This is a genomic window from Variovorax boronicumulans NBRC 103145 (assembly GCF_001591345.1).
Lineage (GTDB): Bacteria > Pseudomonadota > Gammaproteobacteria > Burkholderiales > Burkholderiaceae_C > Variovorax > Variovorax boronicumulans.
Genome location: NZ_BCUS01000021.1, coordinates 31,787 through 54,019, shown reverse-complemented (window position 1 = coordinate 54,019; position 22,233 = coordinate 31,787). Strand labels below are relative to the sequence as shown.

Below are 22,233 nucleotides of genomic sequence, written 5' to 3'. Positions count from 1 at the left end.
GGCTCAGGCGCCGCTGAGTTCCACGCGCCAGTTGCCGGTCTTTTGCCAGGCCAGCACTTCCTCGCGCAGGAGGTGCGCCGACTGCGGGTACATCTCGGCCCAGTCGGGGGCGCAGGCGATCGTGAAGGCCCTGGCACCGAGTGCCGCGAGGTTCAGCGCCTGCGGCTCGGGGTCGCGGCGCGCGTGGCACAGGATCACCGCCAGGCGCAGCGCCAGCAGCTGCATCACGAAGGTCTCGTCGTCCAGCGAGGCTTCGAGCTTGCGCAGCTTGCCGCGCTGGCCCAGCACCAGCTGGCCGAGGGCGTGCAGTTCGTTCACTGCAAAGCCCGGCGCGTCGGTGTTGTCGAGGATGTAGGCGCCGTGCTTGTGGTAGTCGCTGTGCGACACCAGCGCGCCGATCTCGTGCAGCTGCGCGGCCCAGCCGAGCTTGCGCAGCGCGCGGCCGGCGCGGCTCGAGGTGCTGCCGCCGCGCGCGGCGGGGGCGAGCTGCACGAACAGCGCGGCGGCGGTGTCGCTCACGCGCTTGGCCTGCGCCGGGTCGACCGCGAAGCGGGTGGCGAGCCGCGCCACGGTGGCGCTGCGCATGTCGGCCACGCTCTCGTCGCGTTCGAGCAACTCGTAGAGCACGCCGTGGCGCAGGGCGCCCTGGGCGACCTTCATTTCCTGGATGTCGAGCAGGTCGAACACCGCGCGCAGCACGCTCAGGCCGCCGCCGATCACGGCCTTGCGGTCTTCGCGCATGCCGTCGATGCGCAGCTTGTCGATGCTGCCGGCCTTGAGCAGGCGGTCGAGCAGCCAGTCGAGGCCGTCGCGGGTGACGAGGCCAGCCTCGCCGCCGGCTGCGGCGAGCACGTCGCCCACCGCGCCGATGGTGCCGGAGGCGCCGTAGGCCACGTCCCACTGGTCGCGGGTGTAGCTGGAGAGCGCGTCGTCCAGCACGGCCTTGGCCGCGACTTCGGCGGCGCGGAAGGCGGGGGCGGTGAACTGGCCTTCGCCGAAATGCTTCATCGACCAGGCGACGCTGCCCACGCGGTACGACTCCATGCGCTCGGCCTCGAGGGCGTGGCCGATGATCATTTCGGTGGAGCGCCCGCCGATGTCGATGACGAGGCGGCGTTCCTGGTCGGACGCGTCGGTGTGCGGCAGGTGGTGTGCCACGCCCTGGTAGATCAGGCGGGCTTCTTCTCGGCCCGGGATCACGTCGATGCCGAAGCCCAGGATGGTGCGCGCGCGCAACAGGAACTCTTCTCGGTTGCGCGCTTCGCGCAAGGTCTGGGTGGCCACGGCGCGCACCTGCGAGCGCTTGAAGCCGGCCAGCCGTTCGCCGAAGCGGGCGAGGGCGTCCCAGCCGCGCTGCATGGCTTCGGTCGTGAGGTTGCGGGCGCTGTCCAGGCCGTTGCCCTGGCGCACGGTTTCCTTGAGGTACTCGGTGCGGTGGATCTGTCCGTGGTCGACCTGGCCGATTTCCAGCCTGAAGCTGTTCGAGCCGAGATCGACCGCTGCGAGGCGGGTGCCGTTTTGCATTTTTTAGTGAAGAGGGCGGTTCTCTGATCGTAGCGCCGTGACAGCAGGCGCCGCCTCCCTGGATCGCGTCACGGCGAGGGCTGGAGGTTAGGCGGGGTGAATGACGGTTGTGTGACAGCGTCACACACAACAGGGGTGGCGCAGCGGCATTTTCCCTCGACAGAAGGGATGTCACATCGATGTCACAAAAGCTTTTTAGAGTCCGTTCGAGCCCCCAAAGGGACTACTTCTTACTTCTCAAGGAAGCTTTATGAAAACGACGTTCAAATTTGCAACCGCCGGCCTCGTGACCGCGCTGTTCTCCATTTCCGCCTTCGCACAAGACGTGACCGGCGCCGGCGCCAGCTTCCCCGCACCGCTGTACGCCAAGTGGGCTTCGGACTTCAACAAGGCCACCGGCGTCAAGATCAACTACCAGTCGGTTGGCTCGGGTGCCGGCCTCAAGCAGATCGAAGCCAAGACCGTCGATTTCGGCGCTTCGGACGCTCCCCTGAAGGACGACGAACTGCAAGCCAAGGGCCTGATGCAGTTCCCCACCGTCATCGGCGGCGTGATCCCCGTGGTCAACATCCCCGGCATCAAGCCGGGCGAGCTGAAGCTCAACGGCCAGGTGCTGGGCGACATCTACCTGGGCAAGATCACCAAGTGGAACGACCCGGCCATCAAGGCACTGAACGCGTCGCTGGCCCTGCCTGACGCCGCCATCGCCCCGGTTCGCCGCGCCGACGGTTCGGGCACCAGCTTCCTGTTCACCAACTACCTGAGCAAGGTCAACGCCGAGTGGAAGTCCAAGGTCGGCGAAGGCACGGCCGTGAACTGGCCCACCGGCGCGGGTGGCAAGGGCAATGAAGGCGTCGCCGCTTTCGTGAACCGCCTGCCCAACTCGATCGGCTACGTCGAGTACGCCTACGTCAAGCAGAACAAGATGACCTACGCCCAGCTGCAGAACGCCGCCGGCACGTTCGTCTCGCCCGACGACAGCGCCTTCAAGGCCGCCGCCGCCGGTGCCGACTGGAACAAGAGCTTCTACCAGGTGCTGACCAACCAGGCCGGCAAGGATTCGTGGCCCATCACCGGCGCCACCTTCATCCTGATGCACAAGGTGCAGGACAAGCCCGCCAGCGCCACCACCGTGCTGAAGTTCTTCGACTGGGCCTACAAGGGCGGCGACAAGACGGCCGACGAGCTGGACTACGTGCCGATGCCCGACGCCGTGAAGGCCACCATTGCCAAGGCATGGGGTGAAGTGAAGGACGCATCGGGCAAGCCGGTCGCGTTCAAGTAAGAAGCAACCCTTCATCCACCCTCCAGGACGGCGCGCCCATGAGCAACTCTTCGCTCCAGGACGCGCCGCTTTCGTCTTTGCCGGAGCGACCCGTGTCATCCACCTTTCCCGCTGCTGCCGCTTCCCTCGACCTCGCGGCCGAGCGCGCGCGCACCTCTGCCGCTCCTCCGCCGCCCGTGAAGGCGCCCCGTTCCGGCCCCATGGCCGACCGCATCTTCGGCTGGGCCGCCAAGGGCGCCGCGCTGCTGACGCTCGCGATGCTGATCGGCATCCTGCTGTCGCTGATCGTCGGCGCCTGGCCCGCCATTTCGAAGTACGGCCTCGGCTTCCTCACGAGCAGCGTGTGGGATCCGGTGAAGGACGAGTACGGCGGTCTCGTGATGATCTACGGCACGCTGGCCACCTCGTTCATCGCGCTGGTGATTGCCGTGCCGGTGAGCTTCGGCATCGCGCTGTTCCTGACCGAACTCTCGCCCAACTGGCTCAAGCGCCCGCTGGGCACCGCCATTGAACTGCTGGCTGCCGTGCCGTCCATCGTGTACGGCATGTGGGGCCTGCTGGTCTTCGGCCCCATTCTTTCCACCTGGGTGCAGCAGCCGCTGCAAAAGCTGCTGGCCGGCGTGCCGTACCTCGGTGCCCTGGTGTCCGGTCCGCCCGTGGGCATCGGCATCTTGTCGGCCGGCATCATCCTGGCGATCATGATCATTCCGTTCATCGCCTCGGTGATGCGCGACGTGTTCGAAGTGACGCCCGCGCTGCTCAAGGAGTCGGCCTACGGCCTGGGCTCCACCACCTGGGAAGTCGTTTCCAAGGTCGTGCTGCCTTACACCAAGGCTGGCGTGATCGGCGGCATCATGCTTGGCCTCGGCCGCGCACTGGGCGAGACCATGGCCGTCACCTTCGTGATCGGCAACATGAACCAGCTCAACTCCCTGTCGGTGTTCGAGGCTGCCAACAGCATTACCTCGGCCCTCGCCAATGAATTCGCCGAAGCCGGCGCGGGCCTGCACCAGGCCGCGCTGATGTACCTCGGCCTCGTGCTGTTCTTCATCACCTTCGTCGTGCTGTCGCTCTCGAAGATGCTGCTGGCCCAGATGAAGAAGAGCGAAGGAACCAAGTCGTGAGCACCGCGCAAAACCTGATCAACGCCAAGACCCTGGCAGAGACGCGCCAGGCAAAGTTCGCCGCGCGCAACCGCGTCAACAAGATCGCCCTCACGCTGTCGCTCGCCGCGATGGCGTTCGGCGTGTTCTGGCTCGTGTGGATCCTGTGGGAAACGCTGCGCCAGGGCGTGGGCGGCCTGGCGCTGGCCACCTTCACCGAGATGACGCCGCCGCCGAACGAGGCGGGCGGCATCGCCAACGCCATCTTCGGTTCGTTCGTGATGGTGATGCTGGCGACCTTCGTGGGCACGCCCATCGGCATCATGGCCGGCATCTACCTGGCCGAGTACAACCCCAAGGGCTTGCTCGCATCGGTCACGCGCTTCGTCAACGACATCCTGCTGTCGGCGCCCTCGATCGTGATCGGCCTGTTCGTCTACGCCGTGGTGGTGGCCTACTTCAAGACCTTCTCGGGCTTGGCCGGCGCGCTGTCGCTGGCGCTCATCGTGATTCCGGTGGTGATCCGCACCACCGAGAACATGCTGCAGCTGGTGCCGCCGGGCCTGCGCGAAGCGGCCTACGCACTGGGCACGCCGAAGTGGAAGGTCATCCTGAGCATCACGCTGCGCGCCGCGCGCGCCGGTGTGGTCACGGGCGTGCTGCTGGCCGTGGCCCGCATCGCCGGCGAAACCGCGCCGCTGCTCTTCACCGCGCTGAACAACCAGTTCTGGACCGCCGACGTGAGCCAGCCGATGGCCAGCCTGCCGGTCACGATCTTCAAGTTCGCCATGAGCCCGTACGAGAACTGGCAACAACTGGCCTGGGCCGGTGTGTTCCTGATCACCGTCGCCGTGCTTGCCCTCAACATCCTGGCGCGCGTGCTGACGCGCAACAAACACTAAATCAAGAAGGCGCCAACATGCCAAACACCGTCGCACAACAACAACCGTCGCGCTCGAAGATCTCGGTCAAGGACCTGAACTTCTACTACGGCAAGTTCCACGCGCTCAAGGGCATCAACCTCGAGATCCCCGAGAACAAGGTCACGGCCTTCATCGGCCCGTCGGGCTGCGGCAAGTCGACCCTGCTGCGCACCTTCAACCGCATGTTCGAGCTGTACCCCGAGCAGCGCGCCGAAGGCACCATTGCGCTGGACGGCGAGAACCTGCTCACGTCCAAGCAGGACGTGGCGCTGATCCGCGCCAAGGTCGGCATGGTGTTCCAGAAGCCCACGCCGTTCCCGATGTCGATCTACGACAACATCGCCTTCGGCGTGAAGCTGTTCGAAAATCTGTCGGCCAGCGAAATGGACGACCGCGTCGAGTGGGCCCTGAAGAAGGCCGCGCTGTGGACCGAAGTGCGCGACAAGCTGCAGCAAAGCGGCTCGGGCCTGTCCGGCGGCCAGCAGCAGCGCCTGTGCATTGCGCGCGGTATCGCGATCAAGCCCGAAGTGCTGCTGCTCGACGAACCGTGTTCGGCACTCGACCCGATCTCGACCGCGAAGATCGAAGAGTTGATCGCCGAGCTGAAAAACGAGTACACCGTGGTCATCGTGACCCACAACATGCAGCAAGCTGCCCGCTGCAGCGACTACACCGCCTACATGTACCTCGGCGACCTGATCGAGTTCGGTGCCACCGAACAGATGTTCTTCAAGCCGCAGCGCAAGGAGACCGAGGACTACATCACCGGCCGCTTCGGTTGAAGTCAAAGGAAACACCATGACCGAGAAACACCTTTCCAGCCAGTTCGACAGCGAACTCAACGGCGTCTCGTCGCGCGTGATGGAGCTCGGCGGCATGGTCGAGTCGCAGATCCACCAGGCCGTGTACGCCCTGCTGCAGTTCGACGCCGAAGCCGCCGACCGCGTGATGGAGACCGAGCATCGCGTCAACGCGATGGAGATCGAGATCGACCGCGAGCTGTCGTCGATCATCGCCCGTCGCCAGCCCACGGCTCGCGACCTGCGCCTCTTGATCGCCATCAGCAAGACCACCGCCAACCTGGAGCGCGTGGGCGACGAGGCCAACAAGATCGCGCGCATGGTCAAGTCGATCATCGAAAGCGGATCGGCTCGCCAGCTGCCCACCACCGAGCTGCGCATTGCCGCCGACCTGGCCTCGAACCTGCTGCGCACCGCGCTGGACGCCTTCGCGCGCCTGGACACGGCCGCCGCGCTGTCGATCCTCAAGGACGACGACCTCATCGACAAGGAGTTCGACGGCTTCGTGCGCAAGCTGGTCACCTACATGATGGAAGACCCGCGCACCATCTCCGCCAGCCTGGACCTGCTGTTCCTGGCCAAGGCCATCGAACGCATCGGCGACCACGCCAAGAACATCGCCGAGTTCATCATCTACATCGTCAAGGGCGCCGATGTGCGGCACACTTCGATGGAGGAAATCGAGTCGGCATTGCAGTGACGACCGTCGCCGCAAAGACTCCCCATAACGCATGAAGAAACCAAGAGTCCTGATCGTCGAAGACGAATCCTCGATCGCCGAGCTGATCGCCGTCAACCTGCGCCACAACGGCTTCGAGCCGATCTGGTCCGAAGACGGTGCCGCCGCCCAGCGTGAAATCGACGCCTTCCTGCCGGACCTGATCCTGCTCGACTGGATGCTGCCGGGCCAGAGCGGCCTGCAGCTCGCGCGCCAATGGCGCAAAGACCCGCGCACCAAGGCCATCCCGATCCTGATGCTCACGGCGCGCGGCGACGAGCCCGACAAGGTCGCCGGCCTCGATGCCGGCGCCGACGACTACATCACCAAGCCGTTCTCCACCCAGGAAATGCTGGCGCGCATCCGTGCCGTGCTGCGCCGCCGCGCGCCCGAGGTGGTGACCGAGCGCGTCGAGATCGGCGAACTGGCCCTCGACACCTCCACCCACCGCGTGACGTGGCAGGGCGGGGCACTGAAGGTCGGCCCGACCGAGTTCAAGCTGCTGGCCTACCTGATGCAGCACGCCGAGCGCGTGCACAGCCGGGCGCAACTGCTCGACAAGGTGTGGGGCGACCACGTCTACATCGAGGAACGCACGGTCGACGTGCACGTCAAGCGCCTGCGCGAGTCGCTGGGCGTGGCCGCGCCGATGGTGGAAACCGTTCGCGGAGCGGGTTACCGGCTGACGGCCCAAGTCACGGTGTGAGCAGCGCCGTGAGCCTCGGCGGCGGGCGCGGATAATCGCCCGCCATGCCTTTCCGTATTGCTACTTTTTTAATAGCGTCCCTCGCAATTGCGGCGGGCGCTGTCGGCCTTTTTGGCTGGAAGTACGGCTGGCTGGGCGCCTGGCTGGGCGCGGTGCTCTGGCTGGGCTTCGATGCCTGGCGCGCCGAACGCCTGCTGCGCGTGCTGCGCAACGACGCGGCCGGGCTGCCGTCGCGCGGGCCGGGCGTGTGGGGCGAGCTTTCGGAGCGCATCCGCAAGCTGCTGCGCGAGCGCGAACAACAGACCCGGCAGGCCGAAGACCGGCTGCAGGAATTCCTGGCCGCCATCCAGGCGTCGCCCAACGGCGTGGTGCTGCTCGACGAGCAGGGCCGCATCGAGTGGTGCAACCAGACGGCGGCAGGGCAGTTCGGCATCGATGCGGAGCGCGACCTGCTGCAGCACTTGGCGAACCTCGTGCGCGATCCGGCGTTCGTGGCCTACCTGGCCTCGTGGAACTACAGCCGCGATGTCGTCATCGACGCGCCCGGCCTCGTGCATGCGCAGCATCGCGGCCATCCGGTGCGGCTGTCGGTGCAGGTGCATCCCTACGCCGGCAACCGGCGCATGCTGCTCACGCGCGACATCACGGCGCTGGAGCAGGCCGAGGCGATGCGGCGCGACTTCGTGGCCAACGTGTCGCACGAAATCCGCACGCCGCTCACGGTGCTGGCGGGCTTTGTCGAGACGCTGCAGAACCTGCCGCTGGATGCCGACGAACGCACGCGCTATCTGTCGCTGATGGGGCAGCAGTCGCACCGCATGGAAACGCTGGTGAACGACCTGCTGACGCTGTCGCGGCTGGAAGGCAGTGCGGCGCCGTCGGGCAACCAGTGGGTGCGCATGCGCGCGCTGCTGGCGCAGTGCGAAGACGAGGGGCGCGGCCTGTCGGGCCGGCTCACGCAGCAGGGACACCGGCTCACGTTCACGTCCGAGGCCGAGTCCGAGCTGTCGGGCGCGCCGACCGAACTGCAGAGCGCGATGTCGAACCTCGTGAGCAACGCCATCCGCTACACGCCGGGCGGCGGCGAGGTGGTGGTGACTTGGCGGGTGCTGCCCGACGGGCGCGGCGAGTACGCCGTGCGCGACACGGGCCCGGGCATTGCCGCCGAACACATTCCGCGTCTCACCGAGCGCTTCTATCGCATCGACCGCAGCCGTTCGCGCGAGACCGGCGGCACCGGGCTCGGGCTGGCGATCGTGAAGCACATCGCGCAGCGCCACGGCACCGAGCTGCGCATCGAAAGCACGGTGGGCAAGGGCAGCCGCTTTGCGCTGCTGTTCCCGGCGACGCGCGTGCGCGAAGCGCGCGTGATGAGCAAGTAAGCAGGCCGCGTGGCCCTCAGCGGGCCCGCGCCTTCATCGTCCAGCGCAGCAGCGCGACGAACAACAGCGCCGTAAGCGCCAGCGCCGCGGCGCTCATGAGCCAGAACGCCAGCGGCGACTGCATGGCCGGCCACGGCCCCAAGCCGCGGTAGGCCAGCAGGTAGCTGCCGCCAAGGCCCATGCCCCAGAGCATCGCGCAGTAGATGACCAGCGGCGCCAGCGTCACGCGGTAGCAGCGCAGCACGAAGACGCACAGCGTCTGGAACGCATCGGCGATGTGATACAGCGCCACCGTGGTCAGCAGCGCCGCCGCCATCGCGATCACGGCGGGGTTGTCGGAGTACACGTTGGCGAGCTGCGTGCGGAACACGGCCATCGCGCCGGCATAGAGCAGCGCGAACAGCGCGGTGAGTTCGAAGCCCAGCCGGCAGGCATGGCGGGCCCTGGCGGTGTCGCCGGCACCGAGCCAGAAGCTCACGCGCGCGCTGGTCGCGATGGCGAGCGACAGCGGCGTCATGTAGGCCACGGCCAGCAGGTTGGAGGCGATCTGGTGCGCAGCCGCCGCGGCGGTGCCCAGGCGCGCGATGAAGAGCGCCATCAGCGTGAACGAGGTCACTTCCACCAGCACCGCGAGGCCACCGGGCACGCCCAGCCGCGCGAACAGGCGGATCTGGTGCCAGTCGGGCGCCTCGATGCGTTCCCACAGCTGGTAGCCGCGGTAGAACGCGCCGTGGCGCAGCAGCCAGACCGCGCAGCCGAGCATGGCCCAGTTCACGCACAGCGTGGCCCAGGCGCAGCCCACCAGCCCCATCGCCGGCAGGCCGGCGCCGCCGAAGGTGAACCAGACCGACAGCGGCAGCTTCACGAGCAGCGAGGCCAGCTGCAGCCAGGTCACGAGCTTGGGCTTGCCCAGGCTCTGGTTCAGCGTGCTGAAGAGGCGAAAGAGCAGGGCGGGCGCCAGCGCGAAGGCCAGCACCGCGAGGTAGGCCTCGACCTCGCCGCGCATGTCGGCCGGCACCTGTGTCCAGCGCAGCGCGGCGCCGGGCAGCAGCAGCACGGTCATGCCCACCACGACGGCGATGGCTGCGAGGTAGAGCGACTGGCGCACCGAGCGGCCGATCTCGCTGCCCCGGTTGGCGCCGTGCAGTTCGGCCCACACCGGCAGCAGCGCCTGCAGCACGCCCATCAGCGAGACATACACGCTGACGAAGATGGCGGCGCCCACTGAGAGCGCGGCCAGTGCGCCTTCGGAATAGCGGCCCGCGATGATGGTGTCGGCCACGCCGAAGGCCATCACGGCCAGCTGGCCGATCAGCACCGTGCCGGCGTGCCGTGCGATGAGTCCGCGTTCGTTCCCGTGCGTGCTGCTGCTCACGGGTCAGCGCACGATCTTTTCGTAGAGCAGCAGGTCGTCCGCAGGGCTGCTGGGACGGCGCAGGGTGCCGCTGAAGCGCCACTGTTCCAGCGGGATGATGGTGTGCAGCCGCTCGATGGTGTCGGGGCTCACGAGCAGCCACGGGCAGTCGTTGCCCAGCAGCAGCGGCTGCAGGTTGAGGTTGCCGTGGTGGCGCAGCGCCGCGACGTGCGGCCGGCTCAGCGCCAGCTCGGCGACGCAGCGCGGGTGGCCGATGCGCTCGGTCACGGCGCGCACCTGCGGGACGTAGCTGCGCGCGTAGTCGATGGACGGCAGCCACAGCGTCATCAGCAGCATCCAGCACAGCGCGGTGCCGCCGGCCGGCAGCACCAGCGTCTTCCAGAGCGCGGCGCGATGGCGCCCGGTGCGCCAGCGCACCAGCCAGCACCAGGCCAGCGTGGCGGCCAGGGCGAGCACGAAGGCCACCGGCGAGAACTCGGCCACGAAGCCCGGCACCAACCGCGCCACGCTGGCGGCCGGCTTGCGTGGCGCGCCGGTCAGCATGGCGATCCAGTACATCCAGCCGAGCACGGCCAGGCCGCTGAAGAACAGCACGTTGAACCAGTCGATCAGCGCCGCCGCGCTGCGCCGGAAGGTCGGCAGCGCAAAGGCCGCCAGCGTGGCGAAGGCGGGCAGGGCCAGCAGCAGCGAGCGGTCGGAGAAGTCGGTGGTCCAGGTGGCGGCCAGCGGCACCAGCGCGAACCACAGCGGCAGCGCGACGTGGCGCTCGAGCCACTGGCGGCGCCAGCGCCAGAGCGTCCAGATCGCGAGCGGCCAGACCGGCCAGGTGAACCACAGCAGCAGCTTGGCCTGGCTGCGCACGTCGGACAGCAGCGAGTGGCCCAGCGTGATCTTCCATTGCGCCAGGCCCAGGCCGAAGACCAGCGCGGCGGCCAGCACGGTGATGCCGACCATCGTCAGCAGCGCGCCCAGCGTGAAGCCGGGGCTCTCGTCGTCGCTGTAGCCTTCTGCTGCACGGGCGGCGCGCTGATGGCGCTCGTAGGCCATGTACACGGCGCTGCCGATCGCCAGCGCGAGGCCGACCGTCGGACCGCCGCTCAGCGTCATGCCGAGCGTGCCGACCGCGAGTGCGATCACCGGGCCGACGCGGCGGTAGGGCAGTGCGGCGACGCCGTAGAACAGGTGCGAGGCGAAGTACAGCTGCGCCAGCGCGGGCGTGGTTTCATGCCCCAGCTGGGCCAGGCCCAGCGAAGCGATCAGCGCCAGCAGGCCGCCGTCCGCGATGGCGCGGGCGTAGTCGGTGGGGCGCGCCTCGCCGCCGAAGGCAAAGGCCACGGGCTGGGCGCGTGGCGTGCGGGCGAGGTAATAGACGGCGTACCAGGTCGCGGTGAAGGTGCCCCACAGCATCAGCGCGAACACGAAGCGCACGGCCAGGTCGGGGTTGACCCACGAGGGGGCAAGCTGGATCGCCCAGGCGCCGATCCAGTACGGAATCAGCGCGGGGGTCTCGGGGCGCATGCCCAGCAGCAGCGGGTCGAACCAGCGGGCGATGCCCTCGGTGCTGCGGGCCAGCTCGGCCATGTAGCCGAAGGCCGTGATGTCGGCGCTCTTCCAGGGGCCCCGGCCGAGCAGGCCCGGCAGTAGGTAGGCCGCGCACAGCAGCAGCAACGCGACGCGCGGCAGCCGGCGTACGGCATTCTGGGCAACGATCGCGGGGGTCGGCTGGTTCAAGGGCGAGGCGGAAGAGGCGAAGGGGTGATTGGAAAGAAAAAGGGCAGCGCGGTAAACCGGGCTGCCCTCGACGCCAGAGCGCGTGCCTGATTACTTGGCAGCGGTCTTGCCGAAGCGGTTGCGGAACTTCTCGACGCGACCACCCATGTTGTCCACCGACTTTTGCGTGCCGGTGTAGAAGGGGTGCGATTCGCTCGTGGTGTCGAGCTTGAACAGGGGCAGCTCGCGGCCGTCGTCGGTCTTGCCCATTTCCTTGGTGTTCGCGCACGAACGGGTCACGAACTTGAAGCCGTTCGACATGTCGACGAACAGAACTTCGCGGTAATTCGGGTGGATGCCTTCTTTTGCCATGGTGTTTCCTTTTGCGCTGTTGGAATCAATGCGCGGTCGATGCGAGAGCCACCAGCGTGCCAGCAGTCTGGCGCGCCGCCCTGAGGCCTTTGACGTGAAGTGTGAGGGCCAAGGAAGCCGGGCGACGTGCCCGGCCGCACTTTTCGCGGAGCCCATGATTATCGCATACTGCCCCAATTGCGAGCAAACCGGGCCCTCCCATGACTTCTACACCCCTTCGCGCCGGCCTCGTCGGCTACGGTTTTGCCGGCCAGACCTTCCATGCGCCGGTGCTTTCGGCCGTTCCGGGGCTCGAATTGACGGCCGTGGCGAGCTCGCAGCCGCACAAGGTGCACGCCGACTGGCCCGGCGTGGCCGTGGTGCCCGACGTGGCGGCGCTGGTGGCCCGGGCGGACATCGACCTCGTGGTGGTGGCGACGCCCAATGCCCAGCATCATCCGGTCGCCAAGGCGGCGCTGGAGGCGGGCAAGCACGTGGTCGTTGACAAGCCGTTCACGCTCGATGTGGCCGAAGCGCGGGATCTCGAATTGTTGTCTACGCGCAACAATCGCGTGCTCTCGGTCTACCAGAACCGGCGTTTCGACGCCGATTTCCTGACGCTCCAGCAGGTCCTGGCGTCTGGCGATCTGGGGCGCCCGGTGTATCTGGAATCGCATTTCGACCGGTTCCGTCCCGAGGTTCGCGAGCGCTGGCGGGAGCAGCCCGTGCCGGGCGCGGGCCTGTGGGTGGACCTGGGCTCGCACCTGCTCGACCAGGCCGTGCAGCTTTTCGGCCGGCCCGACACGCTGCAGCTCGACACGGCCGCTTTGCGCGACGGCGCGCTGGTCGAAGACTATTTCCACGCCGTGCTGCGCTACGAGAGCGGCCCTCATGCGCCGCTGCGCCTGGTGCTGCACGCCACGACGCTCGCGGCCCATGCGGCGCCGCGCTACATCGTGCACGGCACGCGCGGCAGTTACGTCAAGCACGGCGTCGATCCGCAGGAAGACGCGCTGCGCGCCGGCCAGCGGCCGCCGGCCGAAGGGTGGGGCGCCGATCCGCTCGATGGCGAACTCACGCTGGTCGGCAGCGACGGCGCGCCGCACTTTCGCGCGGTGCCGACGCAGGCCGGCAACTACGCCGACTACTACGCCGCGGTCCGCGATGCGATCCTCGGCAAGGGGCCCAATCCCGTGCCGCCCGCGCAGGCCGTCGCGCTGATGGAACTGCTCGACATCGGCCGCCAGAGCGCCGCCGAAGGCCGCGCCATCCGCATCGAGCGCCCATGAAAAAAGCGCGTTGACCCGTGAGGGCCAACGCGCTTTTGCGGAAGAGCCTGAAGCTCAGCCGCCGCGACGCATCATGTCGAAGAACTCGACATTGGTCTTGGTCGCCTTCATGTTCTTGAGCATCAGCTCCATCGACTCGATCTCGTCCATGTTGTACATGAGCTGGCGCAGGATGCGGGTCTTCTGCAGGATCTCGGGCGCCAGCAGCAGCTCTTCACGGCGCGTGCCGCTGCGGTTGAGCTGGATCGAGGGGAACACGCGCTTTTCGTACAGGCGGCGGTCCAGGTGGATTTCGGAGTTGCCGGTGCCCTTGAACTCTTCGAAGATCACTTCGTCCATGCGGCTGCCGGTGTCGATCAGCGCGGTGCCGATGATGGTCAGCGAGCCGCCTTCTTCCACGTTGCGCGCGGCGCCCAGGAAGCGCTTGGGACGCTGCAGTGCGTTCGAATCGACACCGCCGGTCAGCACCTTGCCCGACGAGGGCACGACGTTGTTGTAGGCGCGGGCCAGACGGGTGATCGAGTCCAGCAGGATCACCACGTCCTTCTTGAGTTCGACCAGGCGCTTGGCGCGCTCGATCACCATTTCGGCGACGTGCACGTGGCGCGCTGCGGGCTCGTCGAAGGTCGAAGCAATGACTTCGCCCTTCACCGTGCGCTGCATTTCGGTCACTTCTTCAGGGCGCTCGTCCACGAGCAGCACCATCATGTGCACGTCGGGGTAGTTGGCGCTGATCGCGTGGGCGATGTGCTGCATCATCACCGTCTTGCCGCTCTTGGGCGGTGCCACGAGCAGGGCGCGCTGGCCTTTGCCGATGGGGGCGATGATGTCGATGATGCGGCCGGTGAGGTTCTCTTCGCCCTTGACGCCTTCGCGTTCCAGCTTCATCTGTTCCTTGGGGAACAGCGGCGTCAGGTTCTCGAACATCACCTTGTGCTTGTTGGCTTCGGGTGCGCCGTCGTTGACCTTGTCCAGCTTGGTCAGTGCGAAGTAGCGCTCGCCGTCCTTGGGCGTGCGCACTTCACCTTCGATCATGTCGCCGGTGTGCAGGTTGAAGCGCCGCACCTGGCTGGGCGAGATGTAGATGTCGTCGGTGCTGGCCGTGAAGCTGGTGTCGGGGCTGCGCAGGAAGCCGAAGCCGTCGGGCAGGATTTCGAGCACACCGTCGGCGAAGACCTGTTCGCCGGCCTTGGCGCGCTTCTTGATGATCGCGAACATCAGCTCTTGCTTGCGCATGCGGCCGATGTTTTCGATCTCAAGCGCCTCAGCCTGCTTGAAGACTTCAGACACGTGGAGTGCCTTGAGTTCGTTTAAGTGCATGGAACGACCCCTGGAGGGGTAATCGAATCGGGAACGGGGGGAGGTTTGATGTGGGGCAAGAACTGCCTCACGAACCGGGGAACTCGAACCGGTTGCCTGATGAAAGGCCCGGTGAACTGAGGGCGATTATGACAGGAAAATCGCCCCGGCCAACGCATTGCGCGCTGGCCGGAAGAAATGCATCAGGCGAGTTGCTGGTCGATGAAGGCCGTGAGTTGCGCCTTGCTCATGGCGCCGACCTTGGTTGCGGCCAGCTGGCCGTCCTTGAACAGCATCAGTGTGGGGATGCCGCGAATGCCGAACTTGGCGGGGATGTCGCGGTTCTCATCGACGTTGAGCTTGGCGATCTGCAGCTTGCCTTCGTAGGTGGCCGAGACTTCGTCCAGGATCGGGGCGATCATCTTGCAGGGACCGCACCATTCGGCCCAGTAGTCGACCAGAACCGGCTGGCTGGACTTGAGCACGTCGGCCTCGAAGGAAGAATCGGAGATGTGTTTGATCAGTTCGCTGGCCATGTGATGTGTCCTTGTGCGCAGAGAGAGTTTCGGTGCAGCTAAAGTGCGGGTCATTGTGACAGAAACCAAGGGGCGACGTGCCATGCGGCCCGGCTATGGCGGCGATAGCCAAAGCCCTTTGCGGCCCTGCCGCCGACCCCCTCAACCCCCTCGATAGAACATGAACGAAGGCCACCCCGTCCAGGCCCTGTGGTGCGATCCCGCCGAGGGCGTCGTCGCGCGGATCGTGCGCGCGCTCGACGCGCGCCAGCTGCATGCGGCGCGCACCGTGGTGCTGGTGCCGTATGCGCAGCTGATGGCGGTCGCGCGCGGCATGTGGGCGCGCTGCGGCAGCCCGGGCTTCGTGCCGCGCTTCGAGACCACGCACAACTGGGCGCGCAGCGCGGGCGGCTTCCTGCCGTCCGGCTACGACATCGCCTTCGACATGGCGCGCGACCTGGTCACGGCCCAGGGCCTGCTCGCGCAATCGGGCTTCCAGGCCGAACGCTTCGCGCTGGCGGGGCGCGTAGTCGAGCTGGCCTACCAGCTGGCGCCGCTGGCATCCGCCGTGGCGCCTGAGGTGCGCGGCAGCGACTGGGCCCAGGGGGCGTCCAAGGTGGCCGATGCAGGCAGCGAGTCGGAGTGGTTCCGCATCGAGAGCGCGCTGATCCGCGTTGCCGTGGCCTGGGCCGCGAACTCGGGCTACGCGACCGACGTGCTGCTGCGCGATGCGGCGCGCAGCCAAGTCGATGCGCTGATCGTGCTCGAAGGCTTCCAGACCGATCCGCTCACGCAGGCCCTGTGCGCGCTGTGGGGCGATCGCGCGATCCGCATTCCGCTCGTGCCTGCCGATGCCCCGCCGTCTGCGGCCCACGCGCACGTGGCGCTCGACCCCGAGGACGAGGCCCAGCTGGCCGCCGCCTGCGTGCTGCAGCACCTGGCCGAGGGCCGCGCGCCCGTCGCGCTCGTCGCCACCGACCGCGCGCTCACCCGCCGCATCAGCGCCCAGCTGAGCACGCAGGGCATCGTCACGCACGACGAAACCGGCTGGAAGCTGTCCACCACGCGCGCCGCCGCCACGCTGATGAGTGCCTTGCGCGCCTGCGCGCACGACGCGGCCACCGACCAGGTCCTCGAATGGCTCAAGAGTGGCGCCGAGGTCGATGGGTTCGCCGTGCAGTCGCTCGAAATGCGCCTGCGACGCGAAGGCGTGCGCGACTGGCAGGCCTGGTGCGCGTTGATCGCGCGCAGCGACAAGCCGCAGGACGAAAGCCTGCGCACGTTCACCGCCACCATCGAGGCCCGCCGCGCCCCGATGGTGCGCGCGCGCTCCCTGGCCGAGTGGCACCGCGCGCTGCGCGAGCTGCTGACGGCCGGCGAGCAGTGGGACGCGCTCGCCGCCGACTTCGCGGGCGCCAAGGTGATCGCCGCCCTCTGGCTCGATGCTGACGCGCATGGCGAGGAAGACGAGTTCCCCGGCGGGCGCCACAGCCTGGCCGAGTTCACGGCCTGGGCGCGCGACGTGCTCGAGGACGCCAGCTTCGTGCCGCCCGCCGGTGACGAGGCGCCCAAGGTGTCCGTGCTGCCGATGTACCAGCTGCTGGGCCGCGTCTTCGGCGCCGTCGTCATTCCCGGCTGCGACGACCGCCGCATGCCCGCGTCGCCCGAGCCGCCGGGCAACTGGAGCGCGGCGCAGCGCCTCGACCTGGGCCTGGCCTCGCGCGAGGTGCTGGAGGTCGCGCAGCGCGCGGCCTGGGCCATGGCCACGCGCAACCCGAGCTGCGACCTGGTCTGGCGCCATTCCGACGCCAGCGGCGAACCCGTGCGGCCGAGCCCGCTGGTGCAGGCCCTGCAGCTCGCCCATGCGCTGCAGCCGGGCGTCGATCCGCGCATGCCGCGCGACGTCGCTGTCACGCCGACCCTGCGGCCCACGCCCTCGGGCGCGCTGCTGCCGCTCACCAATGTGTCGACCAGCGTCTACGAAGACCTGCGGCGTTGCCCCTATCGCTTCTTCGCGCTGCGCCAGTTGGGCCTGCGCACCGCCGACGAGCTCGATGCCGAGGTCGACAAGCGCGACTTCGGCAACTGGCTGCACGCGGTGCTCGGCCAGTTCCACGAGACCTTGCGCGACGCGCCGACAAGCGATGCGCAAGCGCGCGCCACGCTGCTGGCCGACACCGCGGGCGATGTGACGCAGACGCTCGGCTACTCCGATGCCGAGTTCCTGCCGTTCGCCGCGGCGTGGCCGGCGGTGCGCGACGGGTATCTCGAATGGCTCGCGAAACATGAAGCAGACGGGGCGGTCTTCGTCGAGGCCGAGCCGTGGAAGGAGCAGCCCCTGGGCACCCTGCGGCTCGTCGGTCGGCTCGACCGCGTCGACCGCACGGCAGACGGCCAGCCCTTCGTGATCGACTACAAGACCGAGACCGCCTCCGTCACCAAGGAGCGGGTGAAAGACCCGACCGAAGACACGCAGCTCGCCTTCTACGCAGCGCTGGTCGCCGACGACACCTTGCGCGCGGCCTACGTCAACGTGGGCGAGAAGTCGTCCGGCACGCAGACCGTCGAGCAGCCCGCCGTGGTCGAGGCGCGCGATGCGCTGGTCGCCGGCATCATCGACGACTTCGCGCGCATCGCGCAGGGTGCGCCGCTGCCGCCGCTGGGCGAGGGCAGCGTCTGTGATTTCTGCGCCGCACGCGGCCTGTGCCGCAAGGATTTCTGGGAGGTCACGCCATGAACGGCGCTGCCTACGAACACAACGGCCGGCACGTCGCGCGCGAGGCCTTCTACACCGTCGCCTGCGATCCGCGGCGCTCGGTCGCGGTCGAGGCCTGCGCGGGCGCCGGCAAGACCTGGATGCTGGTGTCGCGCATCGTGCGCGCGCTGCTCGAAGAGGGCGATTCCGCCTGCGAGCCTCACGAGATCCTGGCCATCACCTTCACCAAGAAGGCCGCCGGCGAAATGCGCGAGCGGCTCGACCAATGGCTCGCGCTGTTCGCCGAACTCGATCCCGCCGCTTCGCAGCGCGAACTCGTGATGCGCGGCATGACGCCCGAGGCCGCGCAGGCCGCCGTGCCGCGCCTGCAGGGGCTCTACCGGCGACTGCTCGAAGGCGGGCGGCCGGTGCAGTTCCGCACCTTCCACGCGTGGTTCGCGGGCCTGCTGCGCAACGCGCCGCTCGCCGTGCTGCGCGAGCTGGGGCTGCCCGCGAACTACGAACTGCTCGAAGACGATGCGGAGGCGCGCAACCACACTTGGCGTCCGTTCTTCGAGGCCGTGACCGGCGATGCGCGCGCGTTGGCCGACTACTACGCCGTCGTCGCCACCCACGGCCGCTCGCAGACGGCCAAGGCGCTGGGCGAGGCGCTGTCGAAGCGGGTCGAGTTCTCGCTGTCCGATCCCCAGGATGCGGTGACACCGTTCGACGTGCTGTACCCGGCCCTGCAGGGGCTGGAGGTGCCGACCGACGCGTTGCGCGGCGAGGCCGTGCGCCGCCGCTGGCTCGACCGCGCTGCCGCCCTCGGCCGCGAGGCCAACAAGACACCGCAGAAGGCGGCCGAAGCCATCATCGACGTGTTCGGCACCGGCGAGCCCGCGCCCGAGGCGCTGGCCGACGCGCTTGCGGTGCTGCGCAAGACCTTCTTCGTCGCGAGCGAAGACCGGCTCACCAAGAACCTGCAGAAATTCCCCGCCGCGCAAGAGGCCGAGACCGAGCTGCAGCTGCTGTGCGCCGCGCAGGCCCAGCACGCGGCCTGGCTCTACCAGCAACGCATGACACGGCTCACGCGCCTGCTGATCGCCGCCTTCGGCGAGGTCAAGCGCGCGCACGGCTGGGTCGACATGAACGACGTCGAGCAGGCCGCGCAGCTGCTCTTGGGCCAGTCGGCGCTGTCGGGCTGGGTGCAGGAGCGGCTCGACGCGCGCGTCGCGCACCTGCTGATCGACGAGTTCCAGGACACCAACCCGCTGCAGTGGCAGGCGCTCTACGGCTGGCTCAGCGCCTACACCGGCGCGGGCGGCAGCGCGCCGCGTGTGTTCATCGTGGGCGACCCCAAGCAGAGCATCTACCGCTTCCGCCGCGCCGAACCGCAGGTGTTCATCGCTGCCAAGAAGTTCGTGCGCGAAGGGCTCGGCGGTGAATTGCTCAACTGCGACCACACGCACCGCAACGCGCGCGCCGTGGTCGGTCTCGTCAACAGCGCGATGCTGGCCGCGCAGGCGGCCGGCGAGTTCGACGGCTACCGCGCCCACACCACCGAGCGCGGCGACGATGGCGAGCTGCTGAAGCTGCCCGCCATCGACCGCGACGCGCTCGACACCGCGTCGGCCGCCGCGCCGGCCGACGACGGCATGCTGCACTGGCGCGACAGCCTCGTCACGCCGCGCGTGCTGCCCGAAGAACAGCTGCTGCAGAAGGAATGCGAGCAGGCCGCGCGCTGGGTCGCACAGCGCATCGCCGACGGCACACCGCCGCGCCAGATCATGGTGCTGGCGCGCCGCCGCAGCCGGCTGTCGGCCATGCAGGACGCGCTGCGCCGCCGCCACATCCCCGTGCAGCAGCCCGAGAAGAACGACCTGAACGACGCCCCCGAGGTGCAGGACGTGGTCGCGCTGCTCGACGCGCTGGTGTCGCCCGCGCACGACCTGTCGCTGGCGCGCGCGCTCAAGTCGCCGCTGTTCGGCATCGACGACGACACACTGGTGCAGCTGGCGCGCTGCCAGCGCGAGACGCCGGTCGCCAGCTGGTTCTCGCTGATCCAGAAGGGCGAAGGCCTGCCACCCGTGCTGACCGAGGCGGGCGTGCAGCTGCGCCGCTGGCAGCGCTGGCTGATGGCGATGCCGCCGCACGACGCGCTGGACGCGATCTTTCACGACGGTGACGTGCTCGCGAAGTTCGGCGCCGCGGTGCCGGCGGCTTTGCGCCAGAGCGCGCTGGCGAACCTGCGCGGGCTGGTCGCCGCTTCGCTCGACATCGACGGTGCGCGCTTCGCGACGCCTTATGCCCTGGTGCGGGCCTTGCGCGCGGGCGGCGTGCGCGCACCCACCGTGGCCGCGCCCGAGGCGGTGCAGCTGCTGACCGTGCACGGCGCCAAGGGCTTGGAGGCCGACACGGTGCTGATGCTCGACTGCGACGCGCCGCCGCCGCGCGCGCAGACCATGGGCGTGCTGGTCGAGTGGAAGGGCAGCGACAGCGCGCCGACGCGCTTCGTGTTCCTGGCCAGCGAGAAGACCCCGCCGACCTGCGCCGCCGCGCTGCTCGAAGAAGAGCAGCGCGCGCGCCACCGCGAAGAACTCAACGGGCTCTACGTGGCGACCACGCGGGCCCGCGAGCGGCTGGTGCTCTCGTCGGTGAAGCCGTCGCGCGCCAACGAGGGCAGTTGGTGGGCGCGGCTGGAGCCGCTGTGCGAGCCGACCGAGGCCGATGAGCCGCTGGTCGAAGCCTCCGCCGCCGGCGAGACCGGGGTGGGCACCTTCGCGATGAAGCGCCTGCCCGCACCGCTCGTGGCGGCAACCGGTGCGCCGCCCGAAAAGAAAGAGGCACAAGACGCCACGGTCGACGCACGCGCCGCCGCGTTCGGCCAGGCCATGCACCGGCTGCTCGAATGGGCGGTGCCCGGCGAGGCGCTGCCGCCGGCGCATGTGCGGGCGGCCGCGCGCGAATTCATGCTCGATCCGCAGCAGGCACGTGGCGCCGCGGCGCTGGCCCAGCGCATCCGCGCGGGCGCCGGTGCCTGGGTGTGGGACGATCGCAGCATCGACTGGCATGGCAATGAAGTCACGCTGGTCCACGAGGGCGATACCTTGCGCATCGACCGGCTGGTGCGCGAGCGCGCCACCGGCGCGTGGTGGATCCTCGACTACAAATCGGCCGCGCGCCCCGAACGGGACGCGGCCCTGATCGCACAGATGCAGCGCTACCGCGTTGCCGTGCAACATGCCTACCCCGGTGCCACGGTGCGCGCCGCGTTCCTGACCGGGCAGGGCGAACTGGTGAATCTCGAATGACTGTTTCTTCTACCGTCGCCGTCATCGGCGGCGGACCTGCCGGCCTGATGGCGGCCGAAGTGCTGAGCGCGTCCGGCGCGCAGGTGCACGTGTACGACGCGATGCCCTCGGTGGGCCGCAAGTTTTTGCTGGCCGGCCGCGGCGGCCTCAACCTCACGCACTCCGAGCCTTTCGATGTGTTCGTGACCCGCTTCAGTGAGCGCCGCGCGCAGCTCGAGCCGCTGCTCGCGGCCTTCGGTCCGCAGCAGGCGCGCGAGTGGGCGGCCGGACTGGGCATCGAGACCTTCGTCGGCACCTCGGGTCGTGTGTTCCCGACCGACATGAAGGCCGCGCCCTTGCTGCGCGCCTGGCTGCATCGCCTGCGCGCCGCGGGCGTGCAGTTCCACATGCGGCATCGCTGGGTGGGCGACGGGGCCTTCGATGCGAACGCGCTGCGCTTCGCGACGCCGACGGGCGAGGTCACCGCCAAGGCCGACGCCGTGGTGCTGGCCTTGGGCGGCGCGAGCTGGGCACGCCTGGGCTCCGATGGGGCGTGGGCACCGTGGCTGCAGGCGCAGGGCGTGGCGGTGGCGCCGCTGCTGCCCGCCAATTGCGGCTTCGACGGCGCAGGCTGGAGCGAGCATTTTTCGAGCCGCTTCGCGGGGCAGCCCTTCAAGTCGGTCGCGATCGCCTTCACCGACAGCCAGGGGCGGCACTTTGCGCGCAAGGGCGAGTTCGTCGCGACGGCCACGGGCATCGAAGGCAGCCTGGTCTATGCGGCGTCGGCGCTGCTGCGCGACGAGATTGCAGCGAACGGCAGTGCGACGCTGCTGCTTGACCTGCTGCCCGACCGCAGCGCCGAACAGGTGCTCGCCGCGGTGAAGCATCCGCGCGGCGCGCGTTCGTTGAGCAGCCATCTCAAGAGCCGTCTCGGCATCGAAGGCATCAAGGCGGGCGTGCTGCACGAAGCGCTGAGCAAGGAAGCGATGCAGGACCCGGCGCAACTGGCGGCCACCATCAAGGCGGTGCCGCTGAAGCTGGTCGCGACGCGGCCGGTCGACGAGGCGATCAGCACGGCGGGCGGCGTGCGCTTCGATGCGCTCGATCCGGCCCTGATGGCGACGGCGCTGCCCGGCGTGTTCGCGGCAGGGGAGATGCTCGACTGGGAAGCGCCGACCGGCGGCTACCTGCTCACGGCGGCGATGGCCAGCGGCGCGGCTGCGGCGCGCGGCGCAATCCAGCGGCTGGGGCTTTGATCGAAGGCGCGC

At 68.6% G+C, this 22,233-nt stretch carries 17 protein-coding genes; 11 read left to right on the top strand and 6 right to left on the bottom strand.

What is annotated here, in order from left to right; all coding sequences use genetic code 11:
- Positions 1–3: 3 nt before the first annotated feature.
- Complete coding sequence (locus tag VBO01S_RS08890; protein ID WP_062473146.1) at positions 4–1,524, bottom strand: Ppx/GppA phosphatase family protein; 1,521 nt, start codon at positions 1,522–1,524, stop codon at positions 4–6.
- Positions 1,525–1,774: 250 nt separating this feature from the next.
- Here VBO01S_RS08890 and pstS point away from each other — a divergent pair, with 250 nt between their 5' ends.
- Genes pstS through phoR form a run of 7 tightly spaced genes read left to right on the top strand, consistent with a single transcriptional unit; the run spans position 1,775 to position 8,441 of the window.
- Positions 1,775–2,809 (top strand): phosphate ABC transporter substrate-binding protein PstS, encoded by a 1,035-nt coding sequence (gene pstS / locus VBO01S_RS08885; RefSeq protein ID WP_062473144.1) that lies wholly within the window; start codon positions 1,775–1,777, stop codon positions 2,807–2,809.
- A 38-nt stretch (positions 2,810–2,847) separates the two neighbouring features.
- Positions 2,848–3,933 carry a phosphate ABC transporter permease subunit PstC gene (gene pstC / locus VBO01S_RS08880; RefSeq protein WP_157627315.1) on the top strand — a complete coding sequence of 362 codons (1,086 nt, stop codon included), beginning with the start codon at positions 2,848–2,850 and terminating at the stop codon, positions 3,931–3,933.
- Positions 3,930–4,814: a phosphate ABC transporter permease PstA gene (gene pstA, locus VBO01S_RS08875; protein WP_082818044.1), complete on the top strand. Its 885-nt coding sequence runs from the start codon at positions 3,930–3,932 to the stop codon at positions 4,812–4,814. The genes pstC and pstA overlap by 4 nt, the downstream gene beginning before the upstream one ends.
- A gap of 17 nt (positions 4,815–4,831) precedes the next feature.
- Positions 4,832–5,617, top strand: coding sequence for a phosphate ABC transporter ATP-binding protein PstB (pstB, locus tag VBO01S_RS08870; protein WP_056580144.1), 786 nt, complete (start codon positions 4,832–4,834; stop codon positions 5,615–5,617).
- Between the two features lie 16 nt (positions 5,618–5,633).
- Positions 5,634–6,335, top strand: coding sequence for a phosphate signaling complex protein PhoU (gene phoU, locus VBO01S_RS08865; RefSeq protein ID WP_062473142.1), 702 nt, complete (start codon positions 5,634–5,636; stop codon positions 6,333–6,335).
- Between the two features lie 31 nt (positions 6,336–6,366).
- Entirely contained in the window at positions 6,367–7,059 is a 693-nt protein-coding gene (phoB, locus tag VBO01S_RS08860; RefSeq protein WP_062473140.1) for a phosphate regulon transcriptional regulator PhoB, read from the top strand.
- Between the two features lie 44 nt (positions 7,060–7,103).
- Positions 7,104–8,441, top strand: a complete 1,338-nt coding sequence (gene phoR / locus VBO01S_RS08855; RefSeq protein WP_062473138.1) for a phosphate regulon sensor histidine kinase PhoR — start codon at positions 7,104–7,106, stop codon at positions 8,439–8,441.
- A gap of 16 nt (positions 8,442–8,457) precedes the next feature.
- Here the strand turns inward: phoR and VBO01S_RS08850 are convergent, their stop codons facing one another.
- The 3 genes from VBO01S_RS08850 to VBO01S_RS08840 all read right to left on the bottom strand — a co-directional run bounded on the left by VBO01S_RS08850 (position 8,458) and on the right by VBO01S_RS08840 (position 11,898).
- Positions 8,458–9,816: an MATE family efflux transporter gene (locus VBO01S_RS08850; protein ID WP_062473136.1), complete on the bottom strand. Its 1,359-nt coding sequence runs from the start codon at positions 9,814–9,816 to the stop codon at positions 8,458–8,460.
- Positions 9,817–9,819: 3 nt separating this feature from the next.
- Positions 9,820–11,547 carry a hypothetical protein gene (locus VBO01S_RS08845; RefSeq protein WP_062473134.1) on the bottom strand — a complete coding sequence of 576 codons (1,728 nt, stop codon included), beginning with the start codon at positions 11,545–11,547 and terminating at the stop codon, positions 9,820–9,822.
- 90 nt (positions 11,548–11,637) lie between these two features.
- Positions 11,638–11,898, bottom strand: coding sequence for a type B 50S ribosomal protein L31 (locus tag VBO01S_RS08840; RefSeq protein ID WP_056580149.1), 261 nt, complete (start codon positions 11,896–11,898; stop codon positions 11,638–11,640).
- A gap of 200 nt (positions 11,899–12,098) precedes the next feature.
- On the opposite strand from VBO01S_RS08840, the gene VBO01S_RS08835 reads away from it, so the two are divergent.
- On the top strand, positions 12,099–13,166 hold the full coding sequence (locus VBO01S_RS08835) for an oxidoreductase (RefSeq protein ID WP_062473132.1): 1,068 nt from the start codon (positions 12,099–12,101) through the stop codon (positions 13,164–13,166).
- Positions 13,167–13,220: 54 nt separating this feature from the next.
- On the opposite strand, the gene rho is transcribed toward VBO01S_RS08835, so the two are convergent.
- Positions 13,221–14,486, bottom strand: coding sequence for a transcription termination factor Rho (rho, locus tag VBO01S_RS08830; RefSeq protein WP_062473130.1), 1,266 nt, complete (start codon positions 14,484–14,486; stop codon positions 13,221–13,223).
- Between the two features lie 182 nt (positions 14,487–14,668).
- Positions 14,669–15,001: a thioredoxin TrxA gene (gene trxA / locus VBO01S_RS08825; protein ID WP_042578306.1), complete on the bottom strand. Its 333-nt coding sequence runs from the start codon at positions 14,999–15,001 to the stop codon at positions 14,669–14,671.
- Positions 15,002–15,161: 160 nt separating this feature from the next.
- On the opposite strand from trxA, the gene VBO01S_RS08820 reads away from it, so the two are divergent.
- The 3 genes from VBO01S_RS08820 to VBO01S_RS08810 are packed head-to-tail and all read left to right on the top strand — an operon-like array spanning position 15,162 to position 22,221.
- Positions 15,162–17,717, top strand: a complete 2,556-nt coding sequence (locus tag VBO01S_RS08820; protein ID WP_062473128.1) for a PD-(D/E)XK nuclease family protein — start codon at positions 15,162–15,164, stop codon at positions 17,715–17,717.
- Positions 17,714–20,986, top strand: coding sequence for a UvrD-helicase domain-containing protein (locus tag VBO01S_RS08815; protein WP_062473126.1), 3,273 nt, complete (start codon positions 17,714–17,716; stop codon positions 20,984–20,986). The genes VBO01S_RS08820 and VBO01S_RS08815 overlap by 4 nt, the downstream gene beginning before the upstream one ends.
- On the top strand, positions 20,983–22,221 hold the full coding sequence (locus VBO01S_RS08810; RefSeq protein WP_062473124.1) for a TIGR03862 family flavoprotein: 1,239 nt from the start codon (positions 20,983–20,985) through the stop codon (positions 22,219–22,221). Before VBO01S_RS08815 ends, VBO01S_RS08810 begins: the two co-directional genes overlap by 4 nt.
- The last annotated feature ends 12 nt before the right edge of the window (positions 22,222–22,233 follow it).